Genomic DNA, 17,867 nt, shown 5'->3' with positions numbered 1-17,867 from the left:
CGTAACGGTGGTGATTTATTAGTTTATTATTTTGATAAATCACCACTTTTTAGTTCTACTATTCATACAAGTAGAGAATGATAATTGCTAATCATGTTGTTTATATTATTTGTCACTTTTAAGCACTGTTACTGAATCAACTAAAACTGCCCCATGTTGTTGCATTTGATTAAATGCGAGCTGGCTATCATCTGGTTGAATATTGACACCTCGACAACCATCCATAACCACTGATACTTGATAACCCAATTGTAATGCATCTAACACGGTAAATTTAACGCAATAATCAGTTGCTATCCCTAAAATGGTGAGATGCTCGATCTGCATGCTTTGTAAAAGAGTATGCAATCCTGTTTGATATTCATGGTCATTATCAAAAAAAGCACTATAACTATCGATAAGTCGATTTTGGCCTTTATAAATAATATGACTAATTAAATCATCCCTTAATAAGGGATGAAAATCAGCGCCATGGCTATTTTGTACACAATGCACTGGCCACCAAACTTGTGGACGGCCATTTAATTGGCCAATTTCGCCAACAACAGTACCTGAATTTTTTGCAAAGCTGAGATGATCTGCGGGATGCCAATCTTTGCTCGCAATAATAGGACGCTGATGGCGTTGAAAATAATCAATAAGCCGATTTGCCGTATCTATGACAGTATCACTTTCCTTAACAGCCAATGCGCCACCGGTACAGAAATCATTTTGTAGATCAACTAATAATAACGCTGAATTTTTCACAGGAGTTACCTTTGATTAGACCTAGTCGTCATCGTTTAATGTCATTTCACCACGGAGATTTTGTTGCATTAAACGGCAGATCTCAGTATAGCTATATTGTTGACTAAGTAGATAGTGGAGTTTAGTTAACGCTGCTTCAAAAGTCATATCATAACCACTGATCACCCCAACATCGGCGAGTGCTTGTCCTGTTGCATAGCCCCCCATATTGACACGACCAGAAATACATTGTGTTAGGTTAACGACGACAATACCGCGCTCAGTTGCTTCGCGTAGCGTTGATAACAAGGCGGGATGAGAAGGGGCATTACCCACACCATAAGAGCGCAAAATAAGTGCCTTAACGGGTTGCATTAAGATATTTTTCACCACCTCATCAGAAAGTCCCGGATATATTGTTACCACACCAATTGGTTGAGGGGTAATATGATGAGCAATAAACTCACCTTTTGGCTTAGGTAATGGGTTTATTTTAAACGTTTTAATATTAATGCCTGCTTCTAATAAAGGTGCACTATTAGGAGAAGCAAAAGCATTGAAGCCATCTGCATGTGCTTTTATCGCACGATTACCACGATACAGAGTATTGTTGAAAAACAGTGCAACTTCATTAATCGGATGATGTGCAGCAATATAGAGAGCATTTAATAGGTTAGTTTGTCCATCTGAGCGTAAAGCTTCTAATGGAATTTGAGAGCCGGTGACGATAACCGGTTTTGCCAGCCCCTCAAACATAAAGGAAAGTGCAGAAGCGGTAAATGCCATGGTATCGGTACCATGCAAGATGACAAAACCATCATAGTGGCAATAATTCTCGCTAATATCATCAGCGATAGATTGCCAATCTTCAGGTGTAATATTTGATGAATCAATTAAAGGAAGGTGCTCTTTGATTGTGAAGTTGGGCATCTCTTCACGATGGAATTCGGGCATCTTAGCTAATTGGCGTTGTAAATGTCCTGATACAGGTATATAGCCGTGATCAGAATGTTGCATACCGATAGTTCCACCAGTATACACAACGTAAATGGATTTTTTTTGCATCAGACCTAACACTCTTATGAATTAAGCGATAAGAAAGAGTTGATTATAGGGGGTTTGCAGAATAAAAAAAGAAAGGGGAGACAAAAAGCACAATTGAAATACAGTAATTGATGTTTTAAATCATTATTTACACCATTTAGCAAAATAACTAAAAAATAATCAAAGGCTAAGATAATCCCGCTCATATTGAGCGGGAGCACACTTATTTATTGAATATCACCACAAGATAAACAATACGCATAGCGGTTTTGCGGATCGTTCATATTACGATAAAACTCAGTTTGTGTTTTAACTTCTTTAAATACCGGTGCAGGTAAATAGGCTTGTAATGGATCAGGAATAATGGCTTTTGCATTGGCCGATAAGCTCATTAATATTTGCTCTGATAAGCTTAATTCCGGTTTCATCCAATCAATGACTGGTTGTTTGATTTTTGCCATGGTTGCTGCTGCATTAATAGCATCATCGAAATCACCAAATTCATCAACTAATCCTACTTGTTTAGCATCAACGCCAACCCAAACACGACCTTGCGCAATACGATCAACTTGTGCCGGTGTTTTATTACGTGATTCAGCTACTAATTTCAGGAATGTTTTATAGCCACTTTCAATATTAAGTTGGAATAGCTCTGAAAAATCTTCAGGTAATTTATTGGTTACCGAAAGCCCTGCAAGAGGTGATGTACTCACGCCATCACTATGCACACCTATTGATTCTAAGCTATTTTCAAAGGTATTGATGACACCAAATATACCAATAGAGCCTGTTAATGTTGAAGGGCTAGCGATAATTTTACTCGCAGGTGTAGAGATCCAATATCCCCCTGATGCAGCCATTCCGCCCATTGAAACCACGACATGTTTTTTCTCTTGTTTAAAGGCGGCTATTTCACTGCGGATCTGCTCAGATGCAGACACACTACCACCGGGGCTATTAACTCGTAATACTAATGCTCTAATATTAGGATTTAAACGCGCTTGACGGATTTGATTAGCAATGGTTGAACCACCTGCGGAGCCAGGAATGCTTTCACCATCAATAATTGCGCCTTGAACGACCACAACCGCAATATTGCCGTCTTCGTTTTCTGGGGCGAATGCGGTGAGGTTATCAGCATAATCATAAATACTAATATTGTTAAACTGCTTAGCTTCATGATCCCATTGAAAGGTCTCTTTCATATCCGCTTCAAATTGGGCATAAGAGCTAACAGTATCGACCAATTTGCGATTAAGTGCATAAGTAGCATTATCGCCATCGGCTTTACGCAGCTCAACTATCATCTCTTTTGCACCAGGGAAAACATCTTCCTTGGTAATACTACGATTTTCTGCAACTTGCGTTAAATAATTAGACCAGAGTACGGAAACTAATCGACTAGATGCGGCTCGGGCTTCATCAGACATATTATCGCGCATCAGCGGTTCAACAGCTGATTTATAGGTTCCCACACGGAATATATGGGTATTAACTTTAAGTTTTTCTAATAGCGATTTGTAATAGAGATTACTAAAACCTAAACCATAAATACCCACAGCACCTTGTGATGCTAAATAAATTTTATCTGCATAAGAGGCTAAGTAATATTGCGGTTGGCTATAATAACCACTAATCGCATAGATAGGTTTACCTGTTTTTTTAAATTCAGTTAGCGCTTTACCAACATAATTGAGTGAAGGTTGGTCTGCCCCAGCAAATTCGTCAAGTTTTAGTACCATCCCTTTAATTTTGGGGTCAGTCGCTGCTTTGCGTAAGGTATCAACGACTTCGAATAACGAATTTTCTTGTAACTGGCTACCCGAAACACCCAAAAGCTCTCGGCTCATTTGCCCTAAAGGATTTTGGTTAGCTGTTTGGTCAACAATAACTCCTTTTAAATCAACCAGTAATGCACCTTGGTAATCGGTAGGTTTTTGCGTTTCTTGGACGATGAAATAGAGTCCTACACCCATAAAAAGTAGAAAGAAGAAAATAACGTTTAAGATTAGTTTCCTGATAAAGTTAATCGCCTGCCAACTAAATCGAAAAATAGTACCGATTAACTCCATAATTTTACTCATATTATCTCCACATCATGTAAAGCTAAAAATTAATCCTAAACAGTTATGCTAGAATTGATGGTAAAGGTTTAAGTTTCTATTATTAAAGTATTTATTTCAATATTGAGCGACTCAAGAAATTAGCTGTATAGCCACAACATACCTTATTTACATGAGAGTATGCCTTGCAGGTGAACAATAGACAGCAAAGGTCACGGCTATTTTTAGAATAAAAAACGCTAATATTCCCTACATCTCACTTCGATCCTTTAATAACAAAACTCGATTGACTACTTAGACTGCAAATATTTAAACACCATTCTAATATAGCGACTAGCGAAAGTCTGTCACGTATTTTATTGCGCTTGGGCAGTGTATTACACCTAAAAGCTAACACATTCATATTTTGAACAAACGCTCAATATTGGCTTAAGTACAATCCTATTTTAGCTAAAAATATCCGCTTAAATTTCTCGGTGGTGGTAATATAACATTTTGTTATACTGCGAATTGATAACAACTGTCTATCCCTGCTCTTAAGGGATTTTGCTACAATAATACTGACAGGAGAATACAAAAATGGATGCATTAACACTGCTTTTAAATCGACGTTCAGCGTCTCGACTGACTACTCCAGCCCCAAATAACCAACAGCTTGAAGCTATTTTACAAGCAGGTATGAGAGCCCCCGATCATGGCGCCCTTAAACCTTGGCACTTTGTCGTGATGAAAGAGGATGGTATTGAGCGTTTTAGTCAATTATTACATAAAGCGGCGGTGGTGAGTCAACTAGGTGCTGAGGTAGAAGAAAAAGCAAAAAACGCACCTTTTCGTGCACCTTTAATTATTACCGTGATTGCCAAAGTTAAAGCGCATCCTAAAGTTCCTGAATGGGAGCAAATTGTTGCGGCAGGCTGTTGTGTTCAGGCGATGCAAATGGCTGCAGTGGCACAAGGTTATAGTGGTATTTGGCGTTCAGGCTCTTGGACTCATGATCCAGTGGTAAGAGCGGGATTAGGTTGTGGAGAGCACGACCATATTGTTGGTTTCTTATATCTTGGTACTCCCGCATTGAAAGCACCTACAACGGTTTCTCCTGCTGATTTAACTGATTTTGTGACTTATTTTTAAAAGGATGACATGTTATGTCTGAAGCAATTCGTTTAACACAATACAGTCATGGTGCCGGATGTGGCTGCAAAATTTCACCAAAAGTTTTGGAAACGATTTTACATAGTGAACAGGCTAAGTTTCACGATCCCCATTTATTGGTTGGTAATGAAACGAAAGATGATGCCGCTGTTTATGATTTAGGTAATGGCACTGGAATTATCAGTACCACTGATTTTTTTATGCCAATTGTTGATAACCCCTATGACTTTGGGCGTATTGCGGCGACTAATGCGATTAGTGATATTTTCGCTATGGGGGGTAAACCTATTATGGCAATAGCAATTTTAGGTTGGCCAATTGATAAACTTGCGCCTGAAATTGCTCGTGAAGTTATCGAAGGTGGGCGAGCCGCCTGTCAAGAAGCGGGGATTTCCCTTGCTGGTGGGCATTCGATTGATGCCCCTGAGCCTATTTTTGGTTTAGCGGTAACGGGCGTTGTACCGGTGAGTAAAATTAAGAAAAACAGTGCTGCTAAAGCAGGATGCCAACTTTTTTTAACTAAACCTTTAGGTATTGGGGTATTAACTACCGCAGAGAAAAAAGGCTTATTAAAACCTGAGCATCAGGGCCTAGCTACTGAAATTATGTGCCGTATGAATAAAGCCGGTACTGATTTTTCTGATATTGAAGGGGTCACGGCAATGACCGATGTGACAGGTTTTGGTCTATTAGGTCACCTTAGCGAGATTTGTGAAGGCTCTGGATTACAAGCCACTATTCACTTTTCACAAGTACCACGATTACCTGAAGTAGAAGCGTATATAGAGCAAGGATGTGTACCGGGCGGTACTGGACGTAATTTTGAAAGTTATGGCCATTTGATTGGTAATATCAGCGAAATGCAACGTAAATTATTATGTGATCCGCAAACTTCAGGTGGCTTATTACTGGCAGTACAGCCAGAAGCCGTTGAGCAAGTAAAAGAAGTTGCTAAACGCTTTAATATTGATTTGACCTCGATCGGTGAATTAACAGAGCCGAAAGCAGGAAGAGCGTTAATCGAAGTGACAAACTAACGTAATGAGATTATTTATTGCAGAAAAACCCAGCCTTGCTCGAGCTATTGCTGATGTATTACCAAAACCGCATAAACGTGGTGATGGTTTTATTGTTTGTGGTGATAACCAGTATGTGACGTGGTGTGTTGGTCATTTACTTGAGCAGGCTGAGCCGGATGCATATGATCCGCGCTATGCGCGTTGGTCGTTAGATGATTTGCCCATTATTCCGAATAAATGGCAACTCAAACCGCGCGCTGATGTGAAAAAACAGCTAGATACGATCAACACATTACTAAAACAAGCCGATGAAGTGATCCACGCAGGAGACCCCGATCGCGAAGGGCAACTGTTAGTAGATGAAGTACTTAATTACCTTAATATTAGTGATGCTCAAAGAAAACAGGCACGTCGCTGCCTGATTAACGATTTAAACCCCGCCGCGGTATCTCGAGCAATTGATAAGCTCCGCTACAATCATGAATTTATTCCATTATGTGTTTCTGCCTTAGCAAGAGCGAGGGCGGATTGGCTATATGGCATTAACATGACACGCGCTTACACGTTATTAGGACAGCGCAATGGTTACCAAGGCGTACTTTCTGTTGGGCGAGTACAAACCCCGGTGCTGGGTTTAGTCGTACGCCGTGATGAAGAAATTGAAAACTTTGTACCGAAAGATTTTTTTGAAGTCAAAGCGCATATCGTTACTCCTGCAGATGAGCGATTTACCGCTATTTGGCAGCCGAGTGAACACTGTGAGCCTTGGCAAGATGAAGAAGGGCGTTTATTACATCGCAAATTAGCAGAGCATGTTGTTGATAGAATAGCTGGCAAGCCTGCTAATGTTACCGATTATCAAGATAAACAAGAGTCTGAAATAGCACCTTTGCCTTTTTCATTATCTGCTTTACAAATTGAAGCGGCGAAACGCTTTGGTTTAAGTGCTCAACAAGTATTAGACACATGTCAACGCTTATATGAAACGCATAAACTTATTACTTATCCACGCTCCGATAGTCGCTATCTGCCTGATGAACACTTTGCTGGGCGTCATGCGGTGATGAATGCCATTAGTGTGCATGATAATAGTCTTTTACCACAAGAAACATTAGATATTGATAAAAAGAACCGTTGCTGGGATGACAAGAAAGTAGATGCGCACCATGCCATTATTCCTACTGCGAAAACAGGTAATATTTCATTAAGTGAAAATGAAAAAAATATTTACTATTTGATCGCCCGACAATATCTAATGCAATTTATGCCAGATGCGGTGTACCGCAAATGTGTGATTGAACTCGATATTGAGAATGGAAAGTTTATTGCTAAGGCACGATTTTTAGCACAAGCCGGCTGGCGTACCTTATTAGGTAGTAAAGAGCAAGATGCGGAAAATGATGGTAGCGCCTTACCTATTGTGGCTAAAGGTGATGAGTTACTTTGTGAAAAAGGCGAAATTGTTGCCAAGCAGACCCAACCACCAAGACCTTTTACAGATGCTACGCTACTTTCGGCTATGACCGGTATTGCACGTTTTGTGCAAGACAAAGAGCTAAAGAAAATCCTAAGAGCGACGGATGGGCTAGGTACTGAAGCGACTAGGGCTGGTATTATTGAATTACTGTTTAAACGCGGCTTTCTGCAAAAGAAAGGGCGAGCTATCAACTCGACACCAGCAGGAAGAGCATTAATTCATGTTTTGCCAGATATGGCGACATTACCCGATATGACCGCTCATTGGGAATCAATATTAACGCAAATTAGTGAGAAGCAATTTAAGTATCAAGATTTTATGATGCCATTAAGTAACACACTATTTGAATTAATTACTCAAGCTAAACGTCGTCCTAATATTCAAGCGTTTAGAAACCTGCCTGCGCCTGCGCAGAATAAAAAACGTAAAGGTGCGACGAAAAAAAGTGCACAAGGGAAAAGTCGTTCAGCGCAGTCTCAATCTACGAATCGCAATATAAAGAGTGATGCTTAGTTGATTGTGTAAGACGCTAACTAATATATAAATAAACCCCACTTTTAATCTATTTAAAGTGGGGTTTATCAATAAGGGGGGAGAGGGAATTAAAGCTTAAACTCGGCCCAAACAGGTGCGTGATCGGAAGGTTTTTCCATCGCACGAATATCGTAGTCAATGCCGGTTGAAATACAATTATCTGCTAAGCAACGACTTGCTAGCAGTAAATCGATACGTAAGCCTCGGTTATCATCAAAGCCTTTTGAGCGATAATCAAACCAAGAAAATTGGTCTTCGACTTCAGGATGTTGGGCGCGGTAAGTATCGGTTAATCCCCAACCCATAAGCGTTGCTAACCACTCTCGCTCTTCCGGTAAAAATGAACATTTACCCATTTTTAGCCAACGTTTCATATTATTTTCGCCGATACCGATATCTTTATCGGTTGGGCTAATATTTAAATCCCCCATAATCAGTACGGGAGAGGAAGGCGTTAAGCTGGTGGTCAGATACTGCTGTAGATCAGCATAGAATTTTGCTTTAGCAGGGAATTTTGTCTCATGATCACGACTTTCACCTTGAGGGAAATAACCATTCATTACCGTTAATAATCCAGCGGGGGTTTCAATGTCCGCCATGATCATACGACGCTGAGCTTCTTCACCATCACCAGGGAATCCTTTACGTACCGCGACAGGTTTCGCCTTAGTTAACAAAGCCACACCATAATGGCCTTTCTGTCCATGATAAAAAACGTGGTAGCCCAAGGCACTGACAGTTTCTAATGGAAACATATCATCATGAACTTTTGTTTCTTGCAGTCCAATAACATCGGGTTGGTGTTTTTCTACAATGGCTTCGAGCTGATGAGGGCGAGCACGTAATCCATTAATATTGAATGAGACAAATTTCATGTGACTATAACCATTTATAGATTGAATAATAGGATAACTTATACTAACAGGATAATGAAATAAATGTAAGTCAGTTACATACCAATGTTAATACCTGTCATCGAGATATAATCGCGTGATATAGATAAATCGTAGCCAAATAGCAAAATGTATGGCAACTAATAATATTAATAAGTTTATGCCTAACAAAAAATATTAATTAAATAAAGTAGAAACATAAACTATTCTTTGATAGAAGAATATAAGTATTATCATTTTTTATATGTAAAGCAAAATGACAGAATAAAAATATCAATTGAATTATAAATTATATTTATAGGAGGTGAAGATAATTAAAAATAATATTTATTTCGCATGGATTTCTTTCAGTTAATATGTGTTTTATTTATATTAATAAAATTAATTTAATTGTTTTGTTTAACACAGCAAAGGAATGGTGGATTATGTTTTTTTCTCGTAAATTAGAGGCCTTTATGGCCGTCGTTGAAAATGGATCCTTAAGTAAAGCTGCTCGTGTGATGAACCGAACGACACCACCTGTAGCGAAATCAATCAAAGATTTTGAAGCCGTGCTAGGGAAGCGCTTGTTTAAGCGGGAAAAGTTTGGTATGAGTTTAACGCAAGAAGGGTTAGAACTCTATAATGATTTAAAATCACTTTATCTGCAAGAAAAAGAGATAACAAAAAAACACACATCGGGCATTATTAATAATAGCATTCATGTTTATTATGATTGGGGTAAAAGTCAATATTTAACAGCACTCTATCAAGCAGCCAATAAGAATTGTTCACATATAAATATGATGAGATTTTCGAAAGATAATTTTGAAGAGATACCAGATTATGATGGAAACACGTTAATCTTAAGCTCAGATAAAATTATTAGTGAAAAGTTTAGCTTAATACATCAAGTTAAAAATAAATATCTAGGAATATGTTGCCAACAAATGTTAGCACAAAAAGCACAAGAGAATATCAATACATTGCTAAAAGAAAATATTTGGTTATGTGATCCCGCTTTATATAAAACAGCAAAAATAAAGAAATTAGAAAATGAAATAGCGGATCAGGGTAAACCTATCAGTATTAGATTGATGGATGATTTAAACTGTTGTTTAAACTTTATTCAAACTCACCATTCGCTATTATTTACTGATGAAAACCCGATTAAAAGTGAGGATGAAAAGCAACTGTGCTTTATACCTTTAACACAAACGGAACTGATTTATAATTGTTATATCTATAAATCTAAATATCACTCGAGTATATTGAACAGGTTTGTTGATTTAATAAAAGAATTGGAATGAAAAAATAGTGAAGAGTATTGAAGATGGTGGTGGGAGAAGGATTCGAACCTTCGAAGTCTGTGACGGCAGATTTACAGTCTGCTCCCTTTGGCCGCTTGGGTATCCCACCAACATTAAATTGTCTTGCTGTCCGTGACAGCGGGCGCAATAATACCAAATACCTGAGATGTGTAAAGTGCTATTTTAAGAAAAAGCGATCAACTGCTGTAAAAATATCCGCTTTGCTTAACTGTTGTGCTATATCGTATTGATTTTAGATAGAAAGCTATAGTGATTGATTTGGATGTGTAACAAAAAATAAAAAGAGCCTGTGATAAAATAACTATCTCAGGCTCTTGTTACTTTAGGCTTGTGTCGTAGTTACACTAATTTAAAACGGGTAAGCCTACAAAATAATTGTTCTGTTGCCATAGACAAAAACACGTTGCGAGAGCACCCAATAGAGGGCGTGGCTTAGTACGTTTTTTTCTACATCCCGTCCTGCGCGCATCATATCTTCTGCTGAAAAAGTGTGGTCTACGTTTATTACATTTTGAGTAATAATAGGACCTTCATCTAAATTATCATTTACATAGTGAGCTGTGGCGCCAATAATTTTTACACCACGTTCATAGGCTTGATGATATGGGCGGGCGCCAATAAATGCCGGTAAGAAAGAGTGATGAATATTAATAATTTGATTTGGGTAATGTTGTACAAATGCGGGGGTTAATACACGCATATATTTAGCTAATACCACATAATCAGGTTTGTATTGGTCAATTTGTGCTATCAGTTTTTCATCATGCTGATCACGGGTTAACCCTTCATGACTAATGAGATGGAAAGGGATCCCAAATTGCTCAACAAGGTGTTTTAGCGTGTCGTGATTACCAATAACTGCTGCAATTTCAACATCCAGATCACCAAAAGCGCTTTTCATTAAGAGGTCACCAATACAATGGGCTTCTTTAGTGACCATAATGACGATACGGCGGCGACCGGCAGTATTAAGCTCTCGCTGTGAGCCTTGTGGAAGTGCATCATCTAAATCGGCTAAAAAGGTTTCATCATTAAAAATGCCTTCTAGCTCAGTGCGCATAAAAAAGCGGCCAGTGCGATGATCAACAAACTCATTATTTTGAACAATATTGAGCTGATGTTTATAACAAATATTAGTAATTTTTGCGATAAGCCCTTTCGCATCTGGACAAATAGTACGTAGTATTTTCTTTTGAGTATTTTGGTGTTGCATGTATGGATAAATCCTTTAATTTACTTCTGTGTTTGCAATTATTTTCTGTTGTGTTCACAACATTTTTTGTATTTACGGCCTGAGCCACAAGGACAGGGATCGTTTCGTCCTACTTTAGGCTGTACACCATCAATATAAAACCAGCAGTCGTCTATTTTTAGAAAACGAGAGCGTTCATGTAGATACTGCTTATCATCAGCATTTATTTCAATAAAGCAAGCTGAGAATTCAACAAAGGCTTCGTTATCACGAGGGTTTTCTTGTGCCGATATAATATGTAACCCTAGCCATTGTGTATTGGGAAACGTGGCGATTAACTCATCCCGTAAAGAAGGTGTACGACACGAAGGGTGCCATGTTTTGATTAGGTGATCTGCATTATGAGTCACAAAAGCACTATAGCGAGAGCGCATTAACGCTTGAGCTGTAGGGGCATTTTTTGTCCCTAATAAGTAAGGCTCACAGCACTCACTATAAGGCAATTGGCTATTGCAGGGGCATAAATTTGACAAGGTAATGTCCTGATCCATTTTTATACGACGATCCCCATCAGAAAAATAGCGATTAGGAATAATAAACGTCAATGTTGAACTAAACTAATAATGTAACGCTAAATAAACTGCAAGTGAAATGATAGTTATGGGTATTACTAATGAATAAAGCCTTAGTCGGTAAAAAAATTCTCATTATTGATGATGAGGTTGTATTTCGCACAATGCTCACTGAGTATTTTTCACACGAAAAGGCTTGCGTTTATGCGACTGACAATGGTAGCCAAGCATTGTTGTTACTTGAAGAGGGACTAAGACCTGATCTTATTTTATGTGATATCAGAATGCCTGTTATGAATGGGCCGACTTTTTTATGTCATCTAGAGCAGCGTCACTGGTCTTTTCCTGTTATTGCTATTTCATGTACTGACAACATGGCTGAAATTGATGATATGTTGCGCTTTGGCGCTCAGGACGTTTTTCTTAAGCCCGTAACTAATTTAGCTAAGTTAAAACAGAAGGTCATTGAAGTATTATGTCCAGGTTTTTTTGAGTCTGAATTAATTGCAAGGGGACAACTTGGACCTCTTTGGAATAACTTACGAGAACAGCCTCATTATATTCAATCCTTTGTTAAACAGATGCAACCGCAAGTTAAACAAATTGTCGCAGGATATAATGTTAATTATCGTCAATTAAATGATGCATCCCAAATGGGGTTGTTATTTGATATAGCGACTTTATCAAAAGATCAAATCATTTTTTACTGTGTTGACGTCTCTAATGATGAAGAAAATGGGTTACTCGTTGCGCTGCTTTTAAGGGTGGTTTTTAATCGTTTCCTAAAAGCTACTGAGAAAAGACGCTTCTTACCTAGTATGTATAACATATTGAATAAAATCAATAAAATGCTTGAGGATATGGGGGTGAGAGGATCATTCCCGCTGATTTTAGGTTATTACCACACCAAGGAAAAAAATATATTATTAGCGTCAGCAGGACTACGAGCTGAAATAAAAACAGAGAATAAAAAATATGTTTTAAATAGTGGTATACCTTTAGGAACACTACACTCTTTATATATTAACCAAATAAAGTGTGTGGGAATAGATTGGCAATGTAAAATTTGGAATCAGCACCATAAAATTAATTTAATGTTCTCACCTATACATAAACGTTAAATTTAGATTAAATAAAATCTGTTATTGCACATATATTAAACATAAATGAAGAACAATCTCAATTAAGCGATGATGCTCTGTTTATCCGTAGATATTAGCTGGTATACTCTGGCGATTATTTTTTTATATGTACCATAACATCATAGGAATATCATGGTACTTAATTTGTAGGAGAAGAGTAATGTCATCAGTGGTGCGTAAAGTAAGAAAAGCGGTGATCCCTGTTGCAGGGCTAGGAACAAGAATGTTGCCTGCCACCAAGGCTATCCCAAAAGAGATGCTACCTGTTGTTGATAAACCTTTAATTCAATATGTTGTTAATGAATGTATTGCAGCTGGCATCAATGAAATTGTGCTAGTTACACACTCTTCAAAAAATTCTATTGAAAACCATTTTGATACCAGTTTTGAATTAGAAGCTATTTTAGAAAAACGAGTTAAACGTCAGTTGTTGGAAGAAGTACAAGGTATTTGTCCAAGTCACGTTACTATTATGCAAACTCGCCAAGGAATAGCAAAAGGGTTAGGCCATGCCATTTTATGTGCAAAACCTTTGGTGGGTGATGAGCCTTTCGCTGTTATCTTGCCGGATGTTATTTTAGACCGATATAGTGCTGATCTGACTAAGGTTAATTTAAAAGAGATGCTTTCTCATTTTGAACAATCTGGCGCAAGTCAAATTTTAGTAGAGCCTGTTCCTGAAGAGGAAGTATCTAACTACGGGATTGTTGACTGCATGGGAGAACATTTACAGCCTGGCGACAGTAAACCCATTACTCGTGTGGTAGAAAAACCGAAGAAAGAAGAAGCACCTTCAAATTTATCTATTGTTGGTCGTTATGTGTTGTCTGAAAACATTTGGCCTTTATTAGCCAAAACCGCACCAGGAGCAGGGGATGAAATTCAATTAACTGACGCGATTGCAATGTTAATTGAAAAAGAGCCTGTAGAAGCTTATCACCTACAAGGGAAAAGCCACGATTGTGGTAATAAATTAGGCTATATGAAAGCTTTTGTTGAATATGGTTTACAGCACGAAGAGTTTGGCGAAGAGTTCACGAAATGGATAAAATCACTGCAAGCTTAATGTGTTGAGTAACAAAATTTAACGATTTATCTTGTTAATAGTGTCGCACTGTCATTTTAATTTTATAATGTGGTGCGGCATTTATTTATGGCTTAAAGCTTAAAAGTACTGCTATAAAAGATGATAAATTACAGTGCTAATATTGATATATATATCGGCATTGACAAGGTTAAGCGTTATGATGTTAATTGAGGTGATATTAAGCATGATAGCGTTTAGCGCAGAAATCAATTAATTGGGTTATTTGAGTATAATATGAAAATATTAGTAACAGGTGCAGCAGGATTTATTGGCTATCATTTAAGCCAGCGTTTGATAGAAATGGGTTATCATGTTATCGGGATAGATAATCTCAATGATTATTATGATGTGCGCTTAAAAGAAGCACGATTAGCTAAACTTAATCAGTTGGATAACTTCCAATTTGAGAAAATTGATATTACAGATTCAGTGAGTATTACGCAATTATTTGCTGATCACCGTTTTGATCGAGTTATTCACTTGGCGGCTCAGCCTGGCGTTCGTTATTCAATTGAAAACCCAATGGCATATATCGATGCTAATATTGTAGGCCATATTAATATATTAGAAGGTTGTCGCCATCATAACGTTGGGCATTTGATTTATTCGTCATCAAGCTCGGTATATGGTTTAAATCAAAAGCAACCTTTCTCTACAGAAGATAGTGTTGATCATCCGGTATCACTTTATGCTGCGACGAAAAAAGCCAACGAATTAATGTCTCATAGCTATTCTCATTTATATCAGCTACCCACAACAGGACTGCGATTTTTTACCGTATATGGTCCTTGGGGGCGTCCTGATATGGCACTATTTAAATTTACTAAAGCTATGTTAGCGGGTGAGCCTATCGATGTTTATAATGGCGGAAATATGACCCGTGATTTCACTTATGTCGATGATATTGTCAGTTCTGTGGTACGTTTAATTAATATTATTCCTCAACCCAACCCAAATTGGACCGTAGAGCAGGGGGAAACTTCATCAAGTTCTGCACCTTATAAAATATATAATGTGGGTAATGGGCAACCTACAAAGTTAATGGATTTTATTACAGCAATAGAAAAATCACTCAATATTAAAGCTAAATTGAACTTAATGCCGATGCAAGATGGTGATGTACTTTCAACCTGTGCTGATTGTAGCGATTTAGCTCAGACAACAGGTTTTTCACCCAACACTGCAGTAGAGTATGGTGTGAAGCAGTTTGTGGATTGGTATGTAGATTATTACCAGCAATAATCAGAGCATAGATATAATGCACAAGACAAAAAGGAGCCTTAAAGCTCCTTTTTTATTATAAAATTAACTAATTAATTTTATCAATACATTCACTATATTTGTAAAGCCCTTTTTATTTAAAAGCTTCATCAGCCTATTAAAGTTAAACGCTCGTTTAATAAAAATGACTAAACAAGAAAAATACCCTTTTAATTTTTAAAAGGGTATTTTAAATAGAGTATGCATTAAATTAGATGAGGAAATCTTCTAAAGATTTGCCTTCTTCTTCAATTGCACGTTTGATTACAGCTGGTGTACGGCCTTGGCCTGTCCAAGTTTTAGTTTCACCATTATCATCAACGTATGAATATTTAGCAGGACGTGCTGCACGTTTAGCACGACCAGTTTTGCTTGCGCCAGCAGCTTCAAGCAGGTCAGTTGGATCAATACCATCGGCAATTAATAGCTCACGGTATTTTTGTAATTTTTGCTGACGTTCTTCAATTTCAGCTTGCATTGCTTGTTCTTCTTCGCGGCGTTCATTAACAACGACTTCAAGTTTCTCAAGCATTTCTTCTAAAGTTTCTAAAGAAGTTTCTCTTGCCTGTGCACGAAGAGTACGGATGTTATTTAATATTTTTAAAGATTCGCTCATTTTCCTGGTCTCAAATAAATGTTGTTGGCTGATGTAATACTAATAATAGATTGCTATTTAAAATTCTGCAATAGCTAAATACAAACCAAACGTAAATTTTCTTTTTTTAAAACGAATATCTTTACAAAAAAATATTAAAAGTTGGGGCATCTTTCGCCAATAAAGGAAATATTAGTAATGATATACATCTTTTAACTGGTGATAGCGCTAATGTAAAAGAATAGAAAACGTTGTCTACTTTTTTATAATAACGGATTTTTTTCTAAAAATGCGCTTAGAGTAACTTTCATAGTTTAATAACTGTATATCAAAGGCGGGGTTAATATGTTAAGTACCTATTAAGGCTATTTATTTTTTAAACAAAAAATTTGCCTCATCAGTGATCCTGCGCTTTTTTCGCTATATCTTTTATAGAAATAAAGGCTATAAATAGTTGTCGTTGATAACTTCTCGTTTGTTTATGTTAAACTGCTTCCCGCGATAATACACACTATTTAAGGAGAGAGCTGATGGCTCAGCTTTACTTTTATTATTCAGCTATGAATGCCGGAAAATCAACATCTTTATTGCAGTCTTCTTATAACTATAATGAGCGAGGAATGCGAACTTTGATTTTTACGGCAGCGATAGACACGCGTTTTGCCAAGGGAAAAGTAACCTCAAGGATAGGGTTAAGTGCTGATGCATTGCTTTTCAGTGATGATATGAATATTCGTGATGCTATTTTAGCTGAAAATAATAAAGAGCCTATTCATTGTGTTTTGATTGATGAATGCCAATTTTTGACTAAAGCACATGTAGAGCAACTTTGTGAAATTACCGATAGTTATGATATACCCGTTTTAACCTATGGCTTAAGAACGGATTTTAGAGGTGAATTATTTACTGGTAGTGCTTATTTGCTTGCATGGGCTGACAAGCTCGTTGAGCTTAAAACAGTTTGTTACTGCGGGCGTAAAGCAAATAAAGTATTACGCTTAGCGGCAAATGGGAAAGTACTTTCAGACGGCGCACAAGTGGAAATAGGTGGTAATGAAAAATATGTTTCAGTGTGCCGCAAACATTATACAGAGGCTACGTTAAAAGGACGAATTGAACAGTTATAATGCAAAATTCCTCTTCTCTATTGTTAATTGGCGCGGGAATAGAGGGGGGGAAATATAATCGTCTAAATAAATGTTATCTCTTGTTATACTAAAAAAAGGTTATCTATTTTTAGAAGTTACGTTTTATATTTACTGTATTTTATAATTCATAACTGAAAATAGCATCAATAATGTAAAAAAATGTTAGTTTTTTTCTAGAAACATTTATTCGTTTTCTCCGTTTCATTATCTTTAATCAATAAAAAGGTAATCAGATATACGTAGGTTCTTTGTTTTGTGATGTAGATATTGATTTTTACAAATGTTCTAAGATGATGACATTTGATACTTCGCCATTATTTATAGTTTAATAAAACTGAATAAAGAAGAGAAAAAATGCTTGTGAGTGAAAAAATATTTCAACCATTTAATGGCTCAGGTGAAATGTTTATATCTAAATATTCATATTGGTTATGAGTAAAAAAGAGGAAACTGTGCTTAATAGACCAAATATAAACATGTGAATTACCACTAAAGTAGTATTTATTAGATAAAAAATATACAAATAGCCCCTACTTTGAATGTTATATACTGCTTAATAAGCAAAAGTGAGTTCGATAATATTTTATTGAAATTTTATTTTTATAAGTTTATTCCTTTCTTCGATAGATCAAAATCTTTTGATATTTCTCTTT

15 protein-coding genes and 1 tRNA gene are annotated in these 17,867 nt (G+C 37.1%); 8 read left to right on the top strand and 8 right to left on the bottom strand.

Going from position 1 to position 17,867, the window contains the following annotated elements; genetic code table 11:
• Positions 1-105: 105 nt before the first annotated feature.
• The 3 genes from pncA to sppA form a co-directional block, all read right to left on the bottom strand.
• A complete protein-coding gene (gene pncA, locus AACQ49_RS15020; protein ID WP_036971749.1) occupies positions 106-747 on the bottom strand; it encodes a bifunctional nicotinamidase/pyrazinamidase in 642 nt (213 codons plus the stop codon).
• A gap of 21 nt (positions 748-768) precedes the next feature.
• Positions 769-1,791: an asparaginase gene (ansA, locus tag AACQ49_RS15015; RefSeq protein ID WP_004243262.1), complete on the bottom strand. Its 1,023-nt coding sequence runs from the start codon at positions 1,789-1,791 to the stop codon at positions 769-771.
• Between the two features lie 206 nt (positions 1,792-1,997).
• A complete protein-coding gene (gene sppA / locus AACQ49_RS15010; protein ID WP_004248232.1) occupies positions 1,998-3,854 on the bottom strand; it encodes a signal peptide peptidase SppA in 1,857 nt (618 codons plus the stop codon).
• 558 nt (positions 3,855-4,412) lie between these two features.
• Between sppA and AACQ49_RS15005 the strand changes: the two genes are divergently transcribed.
• From AACQ49_RS15005 to AACQ49_RS14995, 3 genes are read left to right on the top strand one after another with little or no spacing between them, the layout of a single operon-like run.
• Entirely contained in the window at positions 4,413-4,964 is a 552-nt protein-coding gene (locus AACQ49_RS15005) for an NAD(P)H nitroreductase (RefSeq protein ID WP_004243260.1), read from the top strand.
• A 14-nt stretch (positions 4,965-4,978) separates the two neighbouring features.
• On the top strand, positions 4,979-6,022 hold the full coding sequence (gene selD, locus AACQ49_RS15000) for a selenide, water dikinase SelD (protein WP_004243259.1): 1,044 nt from the start codon (positions 4,979-4,981) through the stop codon (positions 6,020-6,022).
• Positions 6,023-6,026: 4 nt separating this feature from the next.
• On the top strand, positions 6,027-7,994 hold the full coding sequence (locus AACQ49_RS14995; RefSeq protein WP_004250914.1) for a DNA topoisomerase III: 1,968 nt from the start codon (positions 6,027-6,029) through the stop codon (positions 7,992-7,994).
• An 89-nt stretch (positions 7,995-8,083) separates the two neighbouring features.
• Here AACQ49_RS14995 and xthA read toward each other — a convergent pair whose 3' ends face one another.
• Positions 8,084-8,890 (bottom strand): exodeoxyribonuclease III, encoded by an 807-nt coding sequence (gene xthA / locus AACQ49_RS14990; RefSeq protein WP_004248228.1) that lies wholly within the window; start codon positions 8,888-8,890, stop codon positions 8,084-8,086.
• 443 nt (positions 8,891-9,333) lie between these two features.
• Between xthA and AACQ49_RS14985 the strand changes: the two genes are divergently transcribed.
• Positions 9,334-10,197 (top strand): helix-turn-helix domain-containing protein, encoded by an 864-nt coding sequence (locus AACQ49_RS14985; protein ID WP_004248225.1) that lies wholly within the window; start codon positions 9,334-9,336, stop codon positions 10,195-10,197.
• A gap of 24 nt (positions 10,198-10,221) precedes the next feature.
• On the opposite strand, the gene AACQ49_RS14980 is transcribed toward AACQ49_RS14985, so the two are convergent.
• The 3 genes from AACQ49_RS14980 to AACQ49_RS14970 form a co-directional block, all read right to left on the bottom strand.
• A tRNA-Tyr gene (locus AACQ49_RS14980) sits at positions 10,222-10,306 on the bottom strand.
• A gap of 276 nt (positions 10,307-10,582) precedes the next feature.
• Positions 10,583-11,431, bottom strand: a complete 849-nt coding sequence (gene purU / locus AACQ49_RS14975; protein ID WP_004243254.1) for a formyltetrahydrofolate deformylase — start codon at positions 11,429-11,431, stop codon at positions 10,583-10,585.
• 38 nt (positions 11,432-11,469) lie between these two features.
• Positions 11,470-11,961 (bottom strand): YchJ family protein, encoded by a 492-nt coding sequence (locus AACQ49_RS14970; RefSeq protein ID WP_004243253.1) that lies wholly within the window; start codon positions 11,959-11,961, stop codon positions 11,470-11,472.
• 122 nt (positions 11,962-12,083) lie between these two features.
• Between AACQ49_RS14970 and rssB the strand changes: the two genes are divergently transcribed.
• From rssB to AACQ49_RS14955, 3 genes are all read left to right on the top strand, one after another.
• Entirely contained in the window at positions 12,084-13,103 is a 1,020-nt protein-coding gene (gene rssB / locus AACQ49_RS14965) for a two-component system response regulator RssB (protein ID WP_012368013.1), read from the top strand.
• 181 nt (positions 13,104-13,284) lie between these two features.
• On the top strand, positions 13,285-14,190 hold the full coding sequence (galU, locus tag AACQ49_RS14960) for a UTP--glucose-1-phosphate uridylyltransferase GalU (RefSeq protein ID WP_004243251.1): 906 nt from the start codon (positions 13,285-13,287) through the stop codon (positions 14,188-14,190).
• 255 nt (positions 14,191-14,445) lie between these two features.
• Positions 14,446-15,453: an NAD-dependent epimerase gene (locus AACQ49_RS14955; RefSeq protein WP_017827788.1), complete on the top strand. Its 1,008-nt coding sequence runs from the start codon at positions 14,446-14,448 to the stop codon at positions 15,451-15,453.
• 229 nt (positions 15,454-15,682) lie between these two features.
• Here the strand turns inward: AACQ49_RS14955 and hns are convergent, their stop codons facing one another.
• Positions 15,683-16,087 (bottom strand): histone-like nucleoid-structuring protein H-NS, encoded by a 405-nt coding sequence (gene hns / locus AACQ49_RS14950; protein WP_004243249.1) that lies wholly within the window; start codon positions 16,085-16,087, stop codon positions 15,683-15,685.
• Between the two features lie 509 nt (positions 16,088-16,596).
• On the opposite strand from hns, the gene AACQ49_RS14945 reads away from it, so the two are divergent.
• Complete coding sequence (locus tag AACQ49_RS14945) at positions 16,597-17,193, top strand: thymidine kinase (RefSeq protein ID WP_004243248.1); 597 nt, start codon at positions 16,597-16,599, stop codon at positions 17,191-17,193.
• Positions 17,194-17,867: the final 674 nt, after the last annotated feature.

Source organism: Proteus sp. G2675, assembly GCF_963886535.1.
GTDB lineage: Bacteria > Pseudomonadota > Gammaproteobacteria > Enterobacterales > Enterobacteriaceae > Proteus > Proteus mirabilis.
This window is presented reverse-complemented; position numbering and strand designations above follow the sequence as displayed.

What these genes read in the sequence shown, in the direction of transcription:
- ansA (WP_004243262.1), bottom strand. Translation starts at nt 1,791, where the DNA reads ATGCAAAAAAAATCCATTTACGTTGTGTATACTGGTGGAACTATCGGT.
- sppA (WP_004248232.1), bottom strand. Translation starts at nt 3,854, where the DNA reads ATGAGTAAAATTATGGAGTTAATCGGTACTATTTTTCGATTTAGTTGG.
- AACQ49_RS15005 (WP_004243260.1), top strand. Translation starts at nt 4,413, where the DNA reads ATGGATGCATTAACACTGCTTTTAAATCGACGTTCAGCGTCTCGACTG.
- selD (WP_004243259.1), top strand. Translation starts at nt 4,979, where the DNA reads ATGTCTGAAGCAATTCGTTTAACACAATACAGTCATGGTGCCGGATGT.
- AACQ49_RS14995 (WP_004250914.1), top strand. Translation starts at nt 6,027, where the DNA reads ATGAGATTATTTATTGCAGAAAAACCCAGCCTTGCTCGAGCTATTGCT.
- xthA (WP_004248228.1), bottom strand. Translation starts at nt 8,890, where the DNA reads ATGAAATTTGTCTCATTCAATATTAATGGATTACGTGCTCGCCCTCAT.
- AACQ49_RS14985 (WP_004248225.1), top strand. Translation starts at nt 9,334, where the DNA reads ATGTTTTTTTCTCGTAAATTAGAGGCCTTTATGGCCGTCGTTGAAAAT.
- purU (WP_004243254.1), bottom strand. Translation starts at nt 11,431, where the DNA reads ATGCAACACCAAAATACTCAAAAGAAAATACTACGTACTATTTGTCCA.
- AACQ49_RS14970 (WP_004243253.1), bottom strand. Translation starts at nt 11,961, where the DNA reads ATGGATCAGGACATTACCTTGTCAAATTTATGCCCCTGCAATAGCCAA.
- rssB (WP_012368013.1), top strand. Translation starts at nt 12,084, where the DNA reads ATGAATAAAGCCTTAGTCGGTAAAAAAATTCTCATTATTGATGATGAG.
- galU (WP_004243251.1), top strand. Translation starts at nt 13,285, where the DNA reads ATGTCATCAGTGGTGCGTAAAGTAAGAAAAGCGGTGATCCCTGTTGCA.
- AACQ49_RS14955 (WP_017827788.1), top strand. Translation starts at nt 14,446, where the DNA reads ATGAAAATATTAGTAACAGGTGCAGCAGGATTTATTGGCTATCATTTA.
- hns (WP_004243249.1), bottom strand. Translation starts at nt 16,087, where the DNA reads ATGAGCGAATCTTTAAAAATATTAAATAACATCCGTACTCTTCGTGCA.
- AACQ49_RS14945 (WP_004243248.1), top strand. Translation starts at nt 16,597, where the DNA reads ATGGCTCAGCTTTACTTTTATTATTCAGCTATGAATGCCGGAAAATCA.